We start from the raw sequence: 16,198 nt of genomic DNA, 5'->3' as shown, positions 1-16,198 counted from the left end.
AATCGGCGCTCAGGCATGTACCGGCGGTTCACACAACCGAAGTCCGGCCGGCTCCACCTGCAGTGTGGTGTGGGCGATGCCGAAGTGGTCGGCCGTGCAGCGGCGCAGGCGGGCGAGGAGGTCGGCGGGCGCGTCCTGCGTCACCACGTGGGCGGTGAGGACGGGCATGCCGGAGGTGATGGTCCAGGCGTGCAGGTCGTGGACCTCGCGGACGCCCTCCTCGGCGAGGAGGTGGGCGCGGAGGCCGCCGAGGTCGAGGTCGGCCGGGGTGGCCTCCAGCAGGACCCGCACCGCGTCGCGGAGCAGGAGGTAGGCGCGCGGGAGGATCATCACGCCGATGAGGAGCGAGGCGGCCGGGTCCGCGTACTGCCAGCCGGTGAGCTGGATGACGACGGCGGCGGCGATGGCGGCGACCGAGCCGAGGGCGTCGCCGAGCACTTCGAGGTAGGCGCCGCGCAGATTGAGGCTGTGGTCCTTGCCGCTGCGCAGCAGGACGACGCCGACCAGGTTGGCGGCAAGGCCGACCAGGGCGACGGTCAGCATCAACCCGCCCTGGACCTCGACGGGTTGGCCGAACCGTCGGACGGCCTGGTAGACGACCCAGGCGAACACGCCGATCAGCAGGAGGGCGTTGGCGAGCGCCGCGAGGATCTCCAGCCGGTAGTGGCCGAAGGTGCGGCGGAGGGTGGGCGAGCGCTGGGCGACCTGCACGGCGAGGAGGGCGAGGGTGACGCCGGAGAGGTCGGTGAGCATGTGGCCGGAGTCGGCGAGCAGGGCGAGGCTGCCGGAGAGCAGGCCGCCGATCACCTGGAGGACGAGGACGGCGCCGGTGACGGCGATGGTCAGCAGCATCCGAGGGCGGTAGACGCCGCTGACGGTGGCGGACTCCATGTCAGTGCTCCTCTTCAGGGGGCAGGACCGCTCCCGGGGGCAGGACCGCGGCGAGGAGGTCCCTCAGGGCGTGGGCGAGGCGGTCGTCGGCCAGGTAATAGCGGGTGCGGCGCCCTTCGGGGACGGTCCGCACCAGGCCGCAGTCGCGCAGGCAGGCGAGGTGGTTGGACACGTTGGCCCTCGTCAGGCCCAGCTCCTCGGCGAGGTCGGCCGGGTAGTGGGGGGCGGCGAGCAGGGCCAGCAGGATGCGGCGCCGGCTGGTGTCGGCGAGCGCCTTGCCGACCCGCTCCATGGCCGCCTCCTGCGCTTCGGCGGGGAGGTGCGGGCTGCGGGCGCGCCGGGCGGTCGGTTCCATGGCCCAATAGTACAGCGATGGCTGAATTCACCAACGAGTGAACTGTTGGAATCGGCAGTTGCGAGGCCGGCGAGGGTTCGGCCCTGGCAGCTGCGAGAAGCCGCCACGCACCGTGTGACCTGCGATTTTCCGGCCACTAGGGTGGATCACGGCACGATCGGGAACCCGTAGCTCCATGATCGAAAGTACGAGGATGCACCCATGAGCCTGAGCATTCGCAACCAGCTCCCCGGCACCGTCACCGCCGTCACCACCGGCGAGGTCATGGCCACCGTCAAGGTCCGGCTCGACTCCGGGCAGGAGCTCACCGCGGCGGTCACCATGGACGCCGTGAAGGACCTCGGCCTCGGCGCGGGCAGCGCGGTACGGGCGCTGGTGAAGTCCACCGAGGTCTCGCTGGCCACGGGCCCGGTCGCCGGCCTGAGCATCCGCAACCAGATCCCGGGCACGGTCGCCGAGGTGGCCACCGGTGGCGCGATGGCCGGGGTGAAGGTCGACGTGGCGGACGGCGCGCTGACCGCCGCGATCACCGCCGACGCCGCGGCCGAGCTGGGCCTTGCGGCCGGCTCGTCGGTGGTCGCGCTGATCAAGTCGACGGAGGTCTCGCTCTCCGCCGCATGAGGGACGTGACGCTCGGCCGCCTCAGGAGACCGGCGCCTCCAGCGGCCCGAGCCAGACGGCCGTGACCCCGCTGACGTAGCGGGCGCCGCAGCGGTCGTCGGGGACGACCAGTTGCGGGCCCGCGGAATCCAGCGGCGCGCCGTCCATGCTGGTGGCGAGCAGGACGCACCGGCCGCCGAAATCGGGGTCGATCTCGGCCCAGGAGACGACGGCGCGGTGGCCGTCGGCTCCGCTGACCGAGAGCAGGAAGCGCAGCCGCTGCTTGCGTCCGGTGAAGTCGATCCGCGGGCCGGCGGCGCGCAGCACGTCCCAGAGGGCGGGACCCTCGTAGCCGTGGCGCTGCTCGCCCTCGGCCAGGCAGTCGAAGCTGACCTCGACCCGGTGGGCGGGCAGCGCGCGCAGTTCCTCGACGGTCAGCTCGGCCGGCCGGTCCAGGTGACCGTGCAGCCGGACTCTGGCGGACGCTCCCATCAGCGGCTCCGCCGCCCCCGTCGACGCCGGCCCGACGCCACCACGGTCGCCGACGCGGGCACGGCCGACGCCGGCCACGGTGCCGAGGCCCACGAAGCCCCGTCCGGGCGAGGGGCGGAGGCGGGGTGCGGGGCGCACCGGAGGAGACACTGCGGTGCGCCCCGCACCGATTGAAGCAACGCGGCAACGGTGCGGACGACTGGTTCCGGACACCATCCGCAGCGGCCCGCGCTGGAGGATCCACCAAGGAGGATTGCAGGTCATCGGCTTGCATTTACGATGCTCATGCCCAGGTCGGCCTCGCAGCTGCAATGGCCATGGTCCGGCGCGGAGCACAAGGAGCGAGAGAGATGATCGTCGGAGACCTGCTCGACCTGGACGACCTGGACATCCGGCTGGCCTGGGGGACGCCGGAGCTGCTCGCCCGCCCGGCCACCGGCATCAGCTCCACCGACCTCCAGGACCCGGCCCGCTACCTCCGGCCCGGCGAGCTCGTCCTCACCGGCCTGGTCTGGTGGCAGCCCGCCGACGGCTCCGGCGCACTGCGCTTCGCCACCGCCCTGCGCAGCGCCGGCGTCGCCGCCCTGCTCGCCGGGGAGGGCACCCACGGAAGCGTCCCCGACAGCCTGGTCGACGCCTGCCGCACGCACGACATCCCGCTGCTCGCCGTCCCCGCCGGCGTCAGCTTCCGGTCCGTCACCGACCGCGTCTACCTGCGCCTCTGGGGCGACCTCCGGGCCGGCGAGCAGAACACGGCCGCGATACCCGACACCGTCCGGCGCGAACTCGCCGAGCTGATGCGCGCGGGCGCCGCACCCGGCGAGGTGCTCGCGCACGCGGTGGGGCGGCTCGGGGTGCCGGACTGCTCGCTCACCACCGCGGGCGGGCGGCTCGTCGCCGGGCCCGCCGTGGCCGGCGGGCGGGGCGACCTCGGGCTTCCGGTCGGGCCGCAGGACGGCTCGCCGTTCGACGGGTGGCGGCTGCGGCCGCACGCCCGGGACGCGGTGGCCGAACCGGTGGTCCAGGGGCTGGCCGAACTGCTCGCCCCGCTCGCCGCCCGGGCCCACGCCGAGGCGGGCGTGCGGCGGCGGACCGCCGGGCAGCTGCTCGACGCACTGGCCGTGGACGCGGACCCGGCCGAACCGCTGGGCGCCTGCGGGCTGCCCGCGGACGCGTCGCTGGTCACCGTGGCCGCCCGGATCGACGACGCCCCGCCGGGGTGGGCGGCGCACGCGCTCACCGAGGCGCTGCACCCGCTGGACGCCCCGTACGCCGCCGGGACGGACCGCGCCGGGCACGGGAGCGACCGCGGCCGGCAGGCCGCCGCCCTGGTGGCCGCACCCGCCGCGCAGGTCGCCGACCGGCTGCGCCGCGCCCGGCCCGCCCTCCAGGCCCGCCTCACCGGGCGGCGCACCCTGCGCTTCGGCGTCGGCCCCGCCGTCCCTGCCGCCGCGGGCCCTCTGCGGGCCGCCCTGGTCCAGGCCCGGTACCTGCTGGACGGCCCGTCCGGAGCGATCGGCACCGCCGCCGAGCTGGACTCGCTGGCCGGGTTGCTGCGCGGCATCCCGCCCGAGGTCACCGCGGCCTTCCACGCCCGCCTGCTGGCCCCGCTCACCGCCCACGACCGGGAGAACGCCGTCTCCCTGCTCGGCACCCTCGCGGCCTTCCTCGACCACGACGGCTCCTGGGCCCGCACCGCCGAGACCCTGCACATCCACGTCAACACCGTCCACTACCGCATCCGCCGCATAGAGGAGCTCACCGGCCGCAACCTCGCCCGCCTCCAGGACCGCCTCGACCTCCGCGCGGCCCTCCTCTGCGCACCGGCCCGCTGAGTCCGCGCAGCGGGGTGCGCTGCGCCCGAGCGACACCGCGCCGAGCCCGAACGGCGGCGCACCGATCCTGCGCGACACCGCGCCGAGCCTGCGCACCGGCCCGTCGAACCCGCCGCCGGTCGGCCGGGGGGACGGCTGCGGTGGCCGCGTCGGAAATCTCCCGGAAGAATTTCCGGGCGGCTGTCGATCCGGCCGTTCCCCGTTCGACGCAGGGGTGAAAGAGGCGGGGAGAAGCCCCGTCCTCCCGACCGAGGAGTCACCATGCCGCGCTTTATGTCGCTGATCCGTATCAACGAGCAGGACGCCCCGGACATGCAGTCGGCGGGCCCGGACTTCGAGAAGCGCATGGGGGCGCTGTTCGAGGAGATCACCAAGGCCGGGGTGATGCTGGACACCGCCGGGCTGCTGCCGACCGCAGAAGGCACCCGGATCACCTGGGACGGCGGGAAGCTGAGCTTCACCGACGGGCCGTTCACCGAGACCAAGGAGGTCGTCGGCGGCTACGCCATCATGCAGTGCAAGGACAAGGCCGAGGCGGTGGAGTGGACCAAGCGCTTCCTGGAGATCCACCCGGTGAGCTGGACGGTCGGCGCCGAGCTGCGCCAGATCGACGGGAACACCACCCCACCGGAGGCCTGATCCGGCGGCCTCGGTCCCGGGGCACGGTGTCGGAGGCCTTGGCCCCGGAGGCGTCGTGCCGGCGGCCTCGGTCTCCGGCACGACGCCCGATCGCCGCGTCCGCGTTTGCCCCGGCCACGGGCGGCTGCTCTGATAGGTGGCCGTGAACGGGAGCAACGCGGCCGTGGCGGTCGAGGCGGTGTTCAGGATCGAGTCGGCGCGGATCATCGCCGGTGTCACCCGCATCGTGCGGGACGTGGGCATCGCCGAGGAGCTGGCGCAGGACGCGCTGGTCGCCGCGCTGGAGCAGTGGCCCGAGCAAGGCGTCCCGGACCGGCCGGGGGCCTGGCTGATGACGACCGCCAAGCACCGCGCGATCGACCTGGTCCGCCGCAAGGAGACGTACGCGCGCAAGCTCGCCGAGGTCGGGCGGTCTCTGGAGGACGTGCCGCCGCCGGAGCCGGCCGAGCCGGACGACATCGACGACGACCTGCTGCGACTGATCTTCACCGCCTGCCATCCGGTGCTGTCGGCGGAGGCCCGGATCGCGCTGACGCTGCGGCTGCTGGGCGGGCTCACCACGCAGGAGATCGCCCGCGCGTTCCTCGCGCCCGAGCCCACGGTGGCGCAGCGGATCGTCCGCGCCAAGCGCACGCTGGCCAGGGCGCAGGTGCCGTTCGAGGTGCCGTACGGGGAGGAGCGCGCGGCCCGGCTCTCCTCGGTGCTGGAGGTCATCTATCTGATCTTCAACGAGGGGTACTCGGCCACGGCCGGCGACGACCTGCTCCGGCCGGCGCTCTGCGAGGATGCGCTGCGGCTGGCCCGGGTGCTGGCCGGGCTCGCCCCGCAGGAGCCCGAAGTGCACGGCCTGGCCGCACTGTTGGAGTTCCAGGCGTCGCGGGCGGCGGCCCGGACGGGGCCGGACGGGCAGCCGGTGCTGCTGGCCGACCAGAACCGGGCCCGCTGGGACCGGCTGCTGATCCGGCGCGGGTTCGCCGCGCTGCAACGGGCGGGCACCGGCCCGTACTCGGTGCAGGCCGCGATCGCCGCCTGCCATGCGCGGGCGGTGCGCTACGAGGAGACCGACTGGGCGACGATCGCCGCGCTGTACGGGCGGCTGATGGCGCTGACGCCGTCGCCGGTGGTGGAGCTGAACCGGGCGGTGGCCGTCTCGATGGCCCACGGCCCGGCGGCCGCACTGGAGTTGGTGGACGCGCTGGCGGCCGAGCCCGCGCTGCGCGAGTACCACCTGCTGCCGAGCGTCCGCGGCGATCTGCTGGCGCGGCTCGGGCGGGCGGCGGAGGCGCGGACGGAGTTCGAGCGGGCGGCGGCGCTGACCCGCAACGCGCGGGAGCGTGAGCTGCTGCTGGAGCGGGCGGCGAACGCGGGAGCCACGCCCGGCCCGCCTGCTCCGCCCGGGCCCCCCTCGGCGGGCGGCCCTCCGGCGGCGGCCGGCCCCCCTGCTACGCCCGGTCCTCCAGCTACGCCCGGTCCTCCAGCCGCAGACGGGCGCTGACCTCGCCGAGGCCCTCGGCGAGGACGGCGAGCTGCTCGCGGGTGAGCACGTCGATCAGCAGCTCGCGGACCAGGGCGACGTGCCCGGGGGCGGCCCGGCGCAGCATCTCCCGGCCCTCGTCGGTGAGTTCGGCGAAGACGCCGCGCACGTCGCTCGGGCAGGAGCGGCGGCCGACCAGGCCCATCCGCTCCAGCTGGGTGACCTGGTAGGTGAGGCCGCTCTTGGAGGTGATCAGCTTCTCCGCCAGTTCGGTCATCCGCAGGGAGCCGGCCGGGGCGGCGGAGAGGTGCACCAGGATCTCGTACTGGGTGTGGGAGAGGCCCGAGTCCTCCTTGAGCTGGCGCTCCAGCCGGCGGTTGAGCAGGTTGCTCGCGGCGACGAAGCCCCGCCAGGCGGCCATCTCGTCCTGGTCGAGCCAGCGCGGTTCGTTCGTGGAGGACATGGGGGAAGCCTACTCCCGTTGTTCAAATTCGAACCAAGGTGTACCTTCGTGGTGTCGAGGTTTAAATTTGAACTACCAGCCGAGGAGCCGCCATGAGCACCGCCACCCCCGAGCGCATGCCCGCCCTCTACCTCTCCCACGGCGCGCCGCCGCTCGCCGACGACCCGGTCTGGCCCGGCCAGCTCGCCGCCTGGTCGGCCGACCTGCCGCGCCCCAAGGCGATCCTCATGGTCTCCGCGCACTGGGAGGAGGCGCCGCTCGCCCTCGGCGCCGTCACCACCGTGCCGCTGGTCTACGACTTCTGGGGCTTCCCCGAGCACTACTACCGGATCCGCTACGCCGCCCCCGGCGCCCCGGAGCTCGCCGAGCGCGTGCGCAAGCTGCTCCGCGCCCCCGGCACTCCGGTCCAGGACATCCCCGACCGCGGCCTCGACCACGGCGCCTACGTGCCGCTGGTCGAGATGTTCCCGGAGGCGGACGTCCCCGTCCTCCAGGTCTCCCTGCCCACCCTCGACCCGCAGCGGCTGCTGGAGATCGGCCGCCGGCTCGCCCCGCTGCGCGACGAGGGCGTGCTGATCGTCGGCAGCGGCTTCTTCACCCACAACCTGCGGGCGCTCAGCTCCGACGGCCGGGTCACCTCGGTGATGGCCGAGTTCGACGACTGGGGCCGGCGCGCCCTGGACGCGGAGGACCTCGACGCACTGCTCGACTTCGAGCACAAGGCCCCCGCGGGGCGGCTCGCCCACCCGCGCACCGAGCACTTCGCCCCGCTCTTCGTCACCCTCGGCGCCGGCGAGGCCGACCTCGGCAGCCAGCGCAGCGTCATCGACGGGTTCTGGATGGGGCTGGCGAAGCGCTCGATCCAGCTGGGCTGACGCACACCGCCGACGCGCAGAGCCGACGCGCGGCGACGCAAAGGCGACACCCGCGCACCCGACGCGCGCCTCAGCCCGGGCCGCAGGTGAAGCGCTCGCCGATGTGTTCCGGCTGCTCGATCTCGTCGACCAGGGCGGCGGCGTAGTCCGGGACCGAGATCCAGCTCCGGCCGGACGCGTCGGTCAGCGCCTGTTCCAGCCCGGTGCGGTAGCGGCCGGTGCGCTCGCCCGGTACGAGCTCGGCGGCCGGACTGAGCGCCGTCCAGCGGATGTCCGCGACGGTGCGCAGGTAGTCCAGGGCGGCACCGTGGGCGTGCATGACCTGCAGCAGCGGCGCGGGCAGGCCGGGAGCGTCCCAGACCCGGACGCCCGGCGCCGTCTCCAGACTCCCCGCGCCACTGACCACCAGCAGCCGGGGCGCCACGTCACCGAGCGCCCGCAGGCCCTCGACCAGCGAGCGGGCGGCCGGCTCGATCAACTCCCGCCGGCCCGGGCCGTCACCACCGCCGACGGCGCTCACCAGCACGTCCTGCCCGGCCGCGACGCGGGCCACGTCCGCGGGGACGAGGACGTCGCCCGGCACGACGACGGCCGCCCCGCCCCGGTACCGGGCCGGATCGCGGACGACGGCCGTCACCCGGAGGCCGCGGGCGACGGCCTCCGCGACGACGGCGGCGCCGACGGTGCCGTTGGCGCCGATCACGGCGATTCTGGCCATGCGGGAACCTGCCTTCCGGGCTGCGGTGGAGGATGCGTCACAGCAGTAGCACCCACCCCCCGGGTACGCCGCACGGACACGCGGGGCACCCGCCCGGAGCCGGCGATGATCTGACGATGGGTCAGGATCCCGTGGTCCGGCCGCAGGCGTCCCGGGTGTCCGGGGTGTGCCGGGCGTCCCGGGCGTCCGGGAGGTCAGCTCCCGGCCGGCGCCGGAGACGGTCCGGGGGCGGGGGCGCAGGACGGGCAGAGGCCCCGGTAGGTGACCTCGGCCTCGAGGACCGTGAAGCCGAACCGCTCGCCCGCCGGGAGACAGGCCATCGGGTCGCCGGTCGGACGGACGTCACGGATGGTGCCGCAGCCGGAGCACACCAGGTGGTGGTGCGGGTCGTGCCCGTTGGGGTCGTAGCGCCTGGCGCGGCCGTCGGTGGCGACCTCCGTGACCTCACCGAGGGAGACCAGCTCGCCCAGCGTGTTGTAGACGGTCGCCCGGGAGATCTCGGGCAGACGCTGCACGGCGAGGGCGTGCACCTCGTCGGCGGTCAGGTGCACGTGGTCGCCGTCCAGGACCTCCGCCACGACACGCCGCTGCGCGGTCATCCGCCAACCTCGACCCCTCAACCGCTCCAGCAGGTCGCTCATATCGTTCCACCTCTTCGGATTTCGGGGGGAGTCCGGATTCCGGCGGCGGACACCCGGGTTCCGACGGGACAGGGGCTCGGCATGCTTCTTGACTTGGATTCCGTCCATCGTAGGATCGGTTCTGGAGATAGCCCAGGGACAGTAGCGCTCCAGAGTGGCAAAGACCCGGACGGAATCCGGGAGACCCGCCGAAACCGCGGAGACCGCCGCTGCTCCCCGGACGAGAACGCGAAGACCGTCGTCCGCCGGGGCCCGAGCCCTGGCCGTGACGCCGCCCCACAGTTCCTGAACACCGTGATCCGCCCGGCCCGGAAGGATTCCCATGTCTGAGAACAATGACGCCATCGTCGTGGACGCGAAGGCGGAGGGCGCAGGAGGCGGCTGCCCGGTCGCACACGAGCGCGCACCGCATCCCACGCAGGGCGGGGGGAACCGCCAGTGGTGGCCGGACCGGCTCAATGTGAAGATCCTTGCCAAGAACCCCGCCGTCGCCAACCCGCTCGGCGCCGACTTCGACTACGCGGAGGCGTTCAAGGCGCTCGACCTCGCGGCCGTGAAGCGGGATCTCGAGCAGACGCTGACCACGTCGCAGGACTGGTGGCCGGCGGACTTCGGCCACTACGGCCCGTTCATGATCCGGATGGCCTGGCACAGCGCCGGCACCTACCGGATCAGCGACGGCCGCGGCGGCGCCGGCGCCGGCCAGCAGCGCTTCGCCCCGCTCAACAGCTGGCCCGACAACGCCAACCTCGACAAGGCCCGCCGCCTGCTCTGGCCGGTCAAGAAGAAGTACGGCCAGAGCATCTCGTGGGCCGACCTCATGATCCTCGCCGGCAACGTCGCCCTGGAGTCGATGGGCTTCGAGACCTTCGGCTTCGGCGGCGGTCGCGTGGACGTCTGGGAGCCCGAGGAGGACGTCTACTGGGGCCCCGAGTCCACGTGGCTCGACGACGAGCGCTACACCGGCCAACGCGACCTGGAGAACCCCCTCGGCGCGGTCCAGATGGGCCTCATCTACGTCAACCCGGAGGGCCCCAACGGCAACCCTGACCCGGTCGCCGCAGCCGTCGACATCCGGGAGACCTTCCGCCGGATGGCGATGAACGACGAGGAGACCGTCGCCCTGATCGCGGGCGGCCACACCTTCGGCAAGACCCACGGCGCCGGCCCGGCCGACAGCGTCGGCGTCGACCCCGAGGCCGCGCCGCTGGAGGAGCAGGGCCTGGGCTGGAGGAGCTCCTACGGCACCGGCAAGGGCGGCGACACGATCACCAGCGGCCTCGAGGGCGTCTGGACCAACACGCCCACCACCTGGGACAACAGCTTCTTCGAGATCCTCTTCGGCCACGAGTGGGAGCGGTTCAAGAGCCCGGCCGGCGCGCACCAGTGGCGGCCGAAGGACGGCGGCGGCGAGGGCAGCGTCCCCGACGCGCACGACCCGTCGAAGCGCCACGCCCCGACGATGCTCACCACCGACCTCTCGCTCCGGTTCGACCCGGTCTACGAGCAGATCTCCCGGCGTTTCCTGGAGCACCCCGACCAGTTCGCGGACGCCTTCGCCCGTGCGTGGTTCAAGCTGACCCACCGCGACATGGGGCCGGTCGTCCGCTACCTCGGCCCGGAGGTCCCGTCCGAGACGCTGCTCTGGCAGGACCCCCTCCCCCCGGTCACGCACGCGCTCGTCGACGACGAGGACGTCGCCGCGCTCAAGGAGAAGGTCCTCGCCTCCGGCCTGTCGGTGGCCCAGCTGGCCTCCACCGCGTGGGCGTCGGCCTCGTCGTTCCGCGGCAGCGACAAGCGCGGCGGCGCCAACGGCGGGCGGATCCGCCTGGAGCCGCAGAGCGGGTGGGAGGTCAACGAGCCCGACGAGCTGGCCGCCGTGCTGCGCACCCTGGAGGGGATCCAGGAGTCCTTCAACGCGTCCCAGACCGGCGGCAAGCGGATCTCGATCGCGGACCTGATCGTCCTCGCCGGCGCCGCGGCCGTCGAGAAGGCCGCCAAGGACGCCGGCGTCGACGTCCGGGTGCCGTTCACGCCCGGCCGCGTGGACGCGTCGCAGGACCAGACCGACGTCGAGTCGTTCGCCGCGCTCGAGCCGGCCGCCGACGGGTTCCGCAACTACCTCGGCAAGGGCAACCGGCTCCAGGCCGAGTACCTGCTGCTCGACCGGGCGAACCTGCTGACCCTGAGCGCCCCGCAGCTGACCGTCCTCGTCGGCGGCCTCCGCGTCCTGGGCGTGAACCACCAGCAGTCGCCGCTCGGAGTCCTCACCAAGGCGCCGGGGACGCTGACCAACGACTTCTTCGTCAACCTGCTCGACCTGGGCACGACCTGGAAGGCCACATCCGCGGACGCGACCACCTTCGAGGGCCGCGACGCCGCCACCGGCGAGGTCAAGTGGACCGGCAGCCGGGCCGACCTCGTCTTCGGCTCGAACTCCGAGCTGCGGGCGCTCGCCGAGGTCTACGCGAGCGACGACGCGAAGGAGAAGTTCGTGACCGACTTCGTCGCGGCCTGGGACAAGGTGATGAACCTCGACCGGTTCGACCTCGCCTGACCGTGCCGTCCGGATCGCCCGGCCGGCCTCAGGGCCGGCCGGGCGATCCGGTGCACGGACCCGGGCGGTCGGTCCGTCACGCGGGCCCGGGCGGTCCGTCGCGCGGGCCCGGGCGACCGGCCGGGGCCGTCCGGCCTGCAGGCCTACATCCCCGGCTGCGGTGGCGCCGGGCGGACCGTCATGCCGGGACGCCGGCGGTGCACCGTGAGGTAGACGACGCCGTCCCGCCCCGCGCGGACGCCCCGCTGCGCCCCGCGCGGCAGCAGGCGCAGGGCGCCCGGCCGCAGGTCGTGGGCGGTGCCGTCGCAGCGGAGTGTGCCCTCCCCCGCGATCCCCAGCACCAGCACGTCGAGATCGGGCTCCACGTGGTCGGCGACGGTCGCGTCCGGCCTCAGGCGCACCACGTTGGCATCGAGCTGGCGCTCGGCGCCGGTCAGCCGCCACAGCGCCCCGGCGGCGTCGGCGGCGACGTCGTTCAGCAGGTCGTCCAGCACCACGCCGTCACCGTGGGCATCCGGGTCGCTCATGCCGGACATCATCCCACCGGGCGGCCGGAGCACCGGTCCGCGCCCGCCCCGGCCGGTCGCCGCGTCCCCTCTCAGGGCGGTGTGTCGTCTCTGGTCGGTGTGTCGTCTCTGGTCGGTGTGTCGTCTCAGGGCGGCGTGTCGGCGTGCCCGCAGACCCACGCCAGAGCGTCGTGCACCCCCTGGGCGAAGTCGCGGGCCACCGTGCGACGGGACCGGTCGTCGAGTTCCACCATCGCCGCGTCCACCTCGGCCGTCAGCGCCGTGAGGTCGGGCACCCCGTCGCCGTGCGCTCCGGTGACCGGCGCGGCGACACCCCGGCCCAGCGCCCACCGGTAGCCCGCCAGGCAGCCGCCGGCCGTCCGCTCCCGGTGGCCCGGCGTGGTGCTCCCCGTTCCCGGTTCGGTCGACATTCCCAGTTCGGTCGACGTTTCCGCGTCGGTCGACGCCTCCAGTTCGGTCAACGCGCGCGCGACCTCGTCCACCGGGCGCACACCCACGGTGCGGTTCTCCGACACCCAGTCCTGTTCATTCGTCATACCGGTGCGTCTAACCGCGCTTCCCCCGGTGACACCCCGGGAGACGAACCACCGCCCGGACGGAGGAGGGAGCCCGGGACGGGGCGGCGCCCGGCCGTGGGCGGGGCCTGCGGGCGCAGGGGCCCGGCCACCGGAGGGGGGACGTCACGGTGGCCGGTGGCCGGGCTCCCGGCGAGGCGGGCCGCCCCGGGACCGGGAACGGGGGGGATGGGCCTCGGCCCGGGTACCGCCCGCCGCGGTCTCTTCTCACCCGGGAACGGCCGCCCAAACCCCCGTCCCCGCGAATCCGCCCCGGCCCGGCCGCTCACCGCGGTCGCCGCCCGCACACGCCCGCGTGGTCCCAGGTGGTCCCACGTGCTCACCACCCTGCTTCGGAACCCTGCTTCGAACGGCCCACAGCGGACAGACGATCCGTATGGCAACCACACACCAGGAGATCGAGCGCAAGTACGAAGGGGCGCTGCGGCGCCCGCCGGCAACCGACGGGCTTCCCCAGGTGGCGCGGGCCGTCGCGGGCGGCACCGAGCAGCTCGACGCCGTCTACTTCGACACCGCGGGCCTGCGCCTGCTCCGCGCCGGCATCACCCTGCGCCGTCGCACCGGCGGCCACGACGCCGGCTGGCACCTGAAGATCCCCGGTGCCGACGGCATCCGTACCGAGATCCGGCTGCCGCCCGACGCAGGAGACGCCCGCAGACCGCCGAAGGAGCTGGTCCGCCTCACCCGTGGCCTCGCGCGCGGCGAGCCCCTCACCCCGGCCGCCCGCCTGCGGACGAGACGCGAACGCACCCTGCTGGTCGACGCCGGAGGGGGCACGCTGGCCGAGCTGGTCCGTGACGAGGTCACGGCCCAGACCCTGGGCGCCGCCGCCGGGGCGGAGGGGGCCACCGAGGTGAGCAGCTGGGTCGAGACCGAGGTGGAACTGGACGCGGGCGCACCGGACCTCCTGGACGCCGTCGAGCGCGACCTGCGCGACCAGGGACTGCGCCCCGCTGCGGAGGCCTCCAAACTCGCCCGGGTGCTCGGCGGGCGTCTGCCTTCGGTGCCGGACGCCGGGCCGCCGGCCGGATCGGTCGGCGCGGCCCTCACCGGCTACCTACGGGACCACGTGGCGGCGCTGCTCGCCCTCGACCCCGCGGTCCGCGCGGACCTGCCGGACGCGATCCACCGGATGCGCGTCCACGTCCGCCGGCTGCGCAGCGCGCTGGCGGCCCACCGCAGGCTGCTGGACCGTGCGGCCGCCGACCGACTGGACGGTGAACTGCGCCGGCTGGGCCGGGTGCTCGGCCGGGCCCGCGACGCCGAGGCGCTCGGTCAGCTCCTCGGCCCCCAGGCGGCCGGGCTCCCCTCCGCCGGCCGGCCGCAGGAGGTGGGCGCTCTGCTCTCGTCCTGGTTCGGTCACCGGTACGCACGGGAGCAGCGCGCGGCCGTCCACGCCATGCGCGACCGCCGCTACTACGCGCTGCTGGACGCCGTCGAGGAGTTCGCCGCCCACCCACCGCTGCGCCGGCGCGCCGCCCGCGGGAAGGCGGAGGCCCGGCGGGTGCTGAAGCACCAGCGCCGGCGGACGGTGCGGCGCCTGGACGCTGCCCTCGACCTGCCGGCCGGCCCGGACCGGGACCGTGCACTGCACCGCGCCCGCAAGGCGGCCAAACGCGCCCGGTACGCGGCGGAGAGCGTCGCACCGGTGGCGGGGCGGCGCGCCGGGCGGCTGCGCAAGCGCATGAAGCGGCTCCAGGAACCGCTCGGCGCGCACCACGACGCGGTGGTGGCGGGCCCGGCCCTGCTGGAAGTCACCGCCGAGGCGCGCCGCCGGGGCCGGGACACATTCGGGTACGGCTTGCTGTTCGCCGCGCAGCGAAGGGAGGCCGACGAGCAGGTCGGGCGGGCCCGCGAGGCCCGGAGACGGCTGAAGGGTGCCTGAGCGCACCCGCCGGGCCACCCCTGCCGTGCGACTCCGCGGGCGGAGGCCCCCGGGCACACCCCCGGGCCCACCGGGCGCGACGCGGCGCCGGGAGGAGGCCGGGCGCGACCGGCGGGTCGACCGGCGTGTCACCGCGGGCCGAGGCCACCGGGATCACGCTCGCCGGGATCACGCTCGACGAACGTCTTGAAGTCCCCGAGGTCGTCGATCACCTGACGGTCCGCGAAGCCGAGCGCGTGACCGATCCGCTCCACCAGGCCGTCGGGCTCGACGTCCAGTTGGAGCATGACCCGCGTCGTGTGCTCGCCGACGCGGTGGAAGGTCACCACGCCCGACTGCCGCACACCACCGGCGAGGGTGGCCCACGCGAGCCGCTCGTCCGGGACGGCCTCCGTCGTGCAGGCGTCGAACTCCCGCCGCACGCCGGCCACATCGACCACCCAGTGGCTCAGTCCGGGGCCTCGCCGCTCGATGCTGACGATGCCCCGCATGAACGCCGGGAACTCCTCCAGCCTGGTCCACTGCTCGTAGGCCGCCGCCGGCGGGATCTCCACCTCGACCGATTCCTCGATCCTCGTCATGGGTCCGTCCCTTCTCCGGGTGCCGGGCCGCCGGACGGCGGTCCGCCTGGTGCGCCTTCCCCGGTTGGACCGGGTCATGTTCCCGGGCCGGCGGCCCTGTCCGGCCGTCAGGCGTGCGGGGTGGCCGGCGGTCCCGGCGGCCGGGGCGGGGCGACCGGGGCGAGCGCGGCCGAGGCCGCGGCCAGGGTGTCGGTGAGGACGGCAGCGGTGCGCGCGGCCTCGTAGAGGCGCTCGCGTGCGTCGCGGGCCGCGCGGAGGGTGTCCTTGGCGTCGGCCGCGTCGAGCCCGTGGGCGCGGTCCGGTCCCAGCCGCCCGGCGGCCTGCTCGCTGCTGAGGAACGTGGCGAGCAGGTCCAGGAGTTCGGGCAGTCGCGCGCTGACCAGGGCCAGGGCGGCCACCGCCGCGGCCGCGTCGGCGGGCAGGACCAGGCCCGGGCCCTCGGCCGTCGCCCCGTGCCGGACGGCGGCGTGCAGCAGTTCGGCGGCTCCGGCGGACAGTTCGGCGACGGACGACGACGGCGGTACGGGGTGGCTCATGGCAGTCCCTCCTCGGGGTGCGGGGCCGGGGGCGGACCGGCCCCGCCGGCCGGTACGGCCGACCTCTTCTGCCCCGGGGACGCCCGGGCATGCACCCCTGCGGCGGACCCAGGGCCGGACGACCGGACTGTCGGGCCGTCGGGCGGTTTGTTCCCGGGCCGACGGGTCAGACGGATCGCCATGACCGATACCTCCCGGCTCCCCGGCGCCCTCGACCACTACTGGAACTGGCAGGCTCGCGCGGCCTGCCGCGGTGGCGACACCGCCCTCTTCTTCCACCCCGCGGGTGAACGCGGCCAGGCCCACGACGAGCGCGAGCAGGAGGCCAAACGGGTCTGCGCCCGCTGTCCGGTCCGCCGTGCGTGCCTGGAGCACGCCCTGCGGGTCCACGAGACCTACGGCGTCTGGGGCGGCCTGACCGAGTCCGAGCGCGCCGTCCTGCTCAGGACGGGGCACCCCGGACGCCCGTCCGGCCGGGCCCGCGATGCGGCCTGACGGCGCCACGGCCACCGACGGCCGGCGCCGTCCCCCGGCCTGCCCGCGGTCCGTCCGCC

General features: G+C 74.7%; 18 protein-coding genes. 8 read left to right on the top strand and 10 right to left on the bottom strand.

Annotated features, from left to right (window positions below; genetic code table 11):
* Window positions 1-9: 9 nt before the first annotated feature.
* Both ACZ3YO_RS02910 and ACZ3YO_RS02905 read right to left on the bottom strand, forming a co-directional pair.
* A complete protein-coding gene (locus ACZ3YO_RS02910) occupies window positions 10-891 on the bottom strand; it encodes a cation diffusion facilitator family transporter (protein WP_465563951.1) in 882 nt (293 codons plus the stop codon).
* 1 nt (window position 892) lies between these two features.
* On the bottom strand, window positions 893-1,183 hold the full coding sequence (locus tag ACZ3YO_RS02905) for an ArsR/SmtB family transcription factor (RefSeq protein ID WP_465564181.1): 291 nt from the start codon (window positions 1,181-1,183) through the stop codon (window positions 893-895).
* 264 nt (window positions 1,184-1,447) lie between these two features.
* On the opposite strand from ACZ3YO_RS02905, the gene ACZ3YO_RS02900 reads away from it, so the two are divergent.
* A complete protein-coding gene (locus ACZ3YO_RS02900) occupies window positions 1,448-1,867 on the top strand; it encodes a TOBE domain-containing protein (RefSeq protein ID WP_465563948.1) in 420 nt (139 codons plus the stop codon).
* 21 nt (window positions 1,868-1,888) lie between these two features.
* On the opposite strand, the gene ACZ3YO_RS02895 is transcribed toward ACZ3YO_RS02900, so the two are convergent.
* Window positions 1,889-2,338: a molybdopterin-dependent oxidoreductase gene (locus tag ACZ3YO_RS02895; RefSeq protein WP_465563945.1), complete on the bottom strand. Its 450-nt coding sequence runs from the start codon at window positions 2,336-2,338 to the stop codon at window positions 1,889-1,891.
* Between the two features lie 350 nt (window positions 2,339-2,688).
* Here ACZ3YO_RS02895 and ACZ3YO_RS02890 point away from each other — a divergent pair, with 350 nt between their 5' ends.
* The 3 genes from ACZ3YO_RS02890 (at window position 2,689) to ACZ3YO_RS02880 (ending at window position 6,307) form a co-directional block, all read left to right on the top strand.
* Window positions 2,689-4,173: a helix-turn-helix domain-containing protein gene (locus ACZ3YO_RS02890; protein WP_465563942.1), complete on the top strand. Its 1,485-nt coding sequence runs from the start codon at window positions 2,689-2,691 to the stop codon at window positions 4,171-4,173.
* Window positions 4,174-4,434: 261 nt separating this feature from the next.
* Window positions 4,435-4,812 carry a YciI family protein gene (locus tag ACZ3YO_RS02885; protein WP_396319095.1) on the top strand — a complete coding sequence of 126 codons (378 nt, stop codon included), beginning with the start codon at window positions 4,435-4,437 and terminating at the stop codon, window positions 4,810-4,812.
* Between the two features lie 142 nt (window positions 4,813-4,954).
* Window positions 4,955-6,307, top strand: a complete 1,353-nt coding sequence (locus ACZ3YO_RS02880; protein ID WP_465563939.1) for an RNA polymerase sigma factor — start codon at window positions 4,955-4,957, stop codon at window positions 6,305-6,307.
* On the opposite strand, the gene ACZ3YO_RS02875 is transcribed toward ACZ3YO_RS02880, so the two are convergent.
* On the bottom strand, window positions 6,273-6,749 hold the full coding sequence (locus tag ACZ3YO_RS02875; protein WP_465563936.1) for a MarR family winged helix-turn-helix transcriptional regulator: 477 nt from the start codon (window positions 6,747-6,749) through the stop codon (window positions 6,273-6,275). The genes ACZ3YO_RS02880 and ACZ3YO_RS02875 overlap by 35 nt on opposite strands.
* A 92-nt stretch (window positions 6,750-6,841) precedes the next feature.
* Between ACZ3YO_RS02875 and ACZ3YO_RS02870 the strand changes: the two genes are divergently transcribed.
* Complete coding sequence (locus ACZ3YO_RS02870; protein ID WP_465563933.1) at window positions 6,842-7,624, top strand: dioxygenase family protein; 783 nt, start codon at window positions 6,842-6,844, stop codon at window positions 7,622-7,624.
* A 70-nt stretch (window positions 7,625-7,694) separates the two neighbouring features.
* On the opposite strand, the gene ACZ3YO_RS02865 is transcribed toward ACZ3YO_RS02870, so the two are convergent.
* Both ACZ3YO_RS02865 and ACZ3YO_RS02860 read right to left on the bottom strand, forming a co-directional pair.
* Window positions 7,695-8,342, bottom strand: a complete 648-nt coding sequence (locus tag ACZ3YO_RS02865) for an NAD(P)-dependent oxidoreductase (RefSeq protein WP_465563930.1) — start codon at window positions 8,340-8,342, stop codon at window positions 7,695-7,697.
* 194 nt (window positions 8,343-8,536) lie between these two features.
* Window positions 8,537-8,983 (bottom strand): Fur family transcriptional regulator, encoded by a 447-nt coding sequence (locus ACZ3YO_RS02860; RefSeq protein ID WP_465563927.1) that lies wholly within the window; start codon window positions 8,981-8,983, stop codon window positions 8,537-8,539.
* A gap of 322 nt (window positions 8,984-9,305) precedes the next feature.
* On the opposite strand from ACZ3YO_RS02860, the gene katG reads away from it, so the two are divergent.
* A complete protein-coding gene (katG, locus tag ACZ3YO_RS02855; RefSeq protein WP_465563925.1) occupies window positions 9,306-11,540 on the top strand; it encodes a catalase/peroxidase HPI in 2,235 nt (744 codons plus the stop codon).
* 143 nt (window positions 11,541-11,683) lie between these two features.
* Here the strand turns inward: katG and ACZ3YO_RS02850 are convergent, their stop codons facing one another.
* Together ACZ3YO_RS02850 and ACZ3YO_RS02845 are read right to left on the bottom strand one after the other, a co-directional pair.
* Window positions 11,684-12,067: a cupin domain-containing protein gene (locus tag ACZ3YO_RS02850; RefSeq protein WP_465563922.1), complete on the bottom strand. Its 384-nt coding sequence runs from the start codon at window positions 12,065-12,067 to the stop codon at window positions 11,684-11,686.
* Between the two features lie 125 nt (window positions 12,068-12,192).
* Window positions 12,193-12,603: a hypothetical protein gene (locus tag ACZ3YO_RS02845; protein ID WP_465563919.1), complete on the bottom strand. Its 411-nt coding sequence runs from the start codon at window positions 12,601-12,603 to the stop codon at window positions 12,193-12,195.
* Window positions 12,604-13,018: 415 nt separating this feature from the next.
* Here ACZ3YO_RS02845 and ACZ3YO_RS02840 point away from each other — a divergent pair, with 415 nt between their 5' ends.
* On the top strand, window positions 13,019-14,527 hold the full coding sequence (locus ACZ3YO_RS02840) for a CYTH and CHAD domain-containing protein (RefSeq protein WP_465563916.1): 1,509 nt from the start codon (window positions 13,019-13,021) through the stop codon (window positions 14,525-14,527).
* A gap of 128 nt (window positions 14,528-14,655) precedes the next feature.
* On the opposite strand, the gene ACZ3YO_RS02835 is transcribed toward ACZ3YO_RS02840, so the two are convergent.
* Window positions 14,656-15,108, bottom strand: coding sequence for an SRPBCC family protein (locus ACZ3YO_RS02835; protein WP_465563914.1), 453 nt, complete (start codon window positions 15,106-15,108; stop codon window positions 14,656-14,658).
* A gap of 107 nt (window positions 15,109-15,215) precedes the next feature.
* Entirely contained in the window at window positions 15,216-15,644 is a 429-nt protein-coding gene (locus tag ACZ3YO_RS02830; RefSeq protein ID WP_465548232.1) for a hypothetical protein, read from the bottom strand.
* A 180-nt stretch (window positions 15,645-15,824) separates the two neighbouring features.
* On the opposite strand from ACZ3YO_RS02830, the gene ACZ3YO_RS02825 reads away from it, so the two are divergent.
* A complete protein-coding gene (locus ACZ3YO_RS02825) occupies window positions 15,825-16,139 on the top strand; it encodes a WhiB family transcriptional regulator (RefSeq protein ID WP_465563911.1) in 315 nt (104 codons plus the stop codon).
* Window positions 16,140-16,198 lie beyond the last annotated feature (59 nt).

This window comes from Kitasatospora sp. NPDC022785 (genome assembly GCF_055561295.1).
This window is presented reverse-complemented; position numbering and strand designations above follow the sequence as displayed.

Bases quoted from the DNA above. Each gene is read 5' to 3' on its own strand.
- ACZ3YO_RS02840 (WP_465563916.1), top strand. From the start codon at position 13,019: ATGGCAACCACACACCAGGAGATCGAGCGCAAGTACGAAGGGGCGCTG.
- ACZ3YO_RS02825 (WP_465563911.1), top strand. From the start codon at position 15,825: ATGACCGATACCTCCCGGCTCCCCGGCGCCCTCGACCACTACTGGAAC.
- ACZ3YO_RS02845 (WP_465563919.1), bottom strand. From the start codon at position 12,603: ATGACGAATGAACAGGACTGGGTGTCGGAGAACCGCACCGTGGGTGTG.
- ACZ3YO_RS02875 (WP_465563936.1), bottom strand. From the start codon at position 6,749: ATGTCCTCCACGAACGAACCGCGCTGGCTCGACCAGGACGAGATGGCC.
- ACZ3YO_RS02885 (WP_396319095.1), top strand. From the start codon at position 4,435: ATGCCGCGCTTTATGTCGCTGATCCGTATCAACGAGCAGGACGCCCCG.
- ACZ3YO_RS02910 (WP_465563951.1), bottom strand. From the start codon at position 891: ATGGAGTCCGCCACCGTCAGCGGCGTCTACCGCCCTCGGATGCTGCTG.
- ACZ3YO_RS02890 (WP_465563942.1), top strand. From the start codon at position 2,689: ATGATCGTCGGAGACCTGCTCGACCTGGACGACCTGGACATCCGGCTG.
- ACZ3YO_RS02905 (WP_465564181.1), bottom strand. From the start codon at position 1,183: ATGGAGCGGGTCGGCAAGGCGCTCGCCGACACCAGCCGGCGCCGCATC.
- ACZ3YO_RS02835 (WP_465563914.1), bottom strand. From the start codon at position 15,108: ATGACGAGGATCGAGGAATCGGTCGAGGTGGAGATCCCGCCGGCGGCG.
- ACZ3YO_RS02895 (WP_465563945.1), bottom strand. From the start codon at position 2,338: ATGGGAGCGTCCGCCAGAGTCCGGCTGCACGGTCACCTGGACCGGCCG.
- ACZ3YO_RS02860 (WP_465563927.1), bottom strand. From the start codon at position 8,983: ATGAGCGACCTGCTGGAGCGGTTGAGGGGTCGAGGTTGGCGGATGACC.
- ACZ3YO_RS02900 (WP_465563948.1), top strand. From the start codon at position 1,448: ATGAGCCTGAGCATTCGCAACCAGCTCCCCGGCACCGTCACCGCCGTC.
- ACZ3YO_RS02830 (WP_465548232.1), bottom strand. From the start codon at position 15,644: ATGAGCCACCCCGTACCGCCGTCGTCGTCCGTCGCCGAACTGTCCGCC.
- ACZ3YO_RS02870 (WP_465563933.1), top strand. From the start codon at position 6,842: ATGAGCACCGCCACCCCCGAGCGCATGCCCGCCCTCTACCTCTCCCAC.
- ACZ3YO_RS02865 (WP_465563930.1), bottom strand. From the start codon at position 8,342: ATGGCCAGAATCGCCGTGATCGGCGCCAACGGCACCGTCGGCGCCGCC.
- katG (WP_465563925.1), top strand. From the start codon at position 9,306: ATGTCTGAGAACAATGACGCCATCGTCGTGGACGCGAAGGCGGAGGGC.
- ACZ3YO_RS02850 (WP_465563922.1), bottom strand. From the start codon at position 12,067: ATGAGCGACCCGGATGCCCACGGTGACGGCGTGGTGCTGGACGACCTG.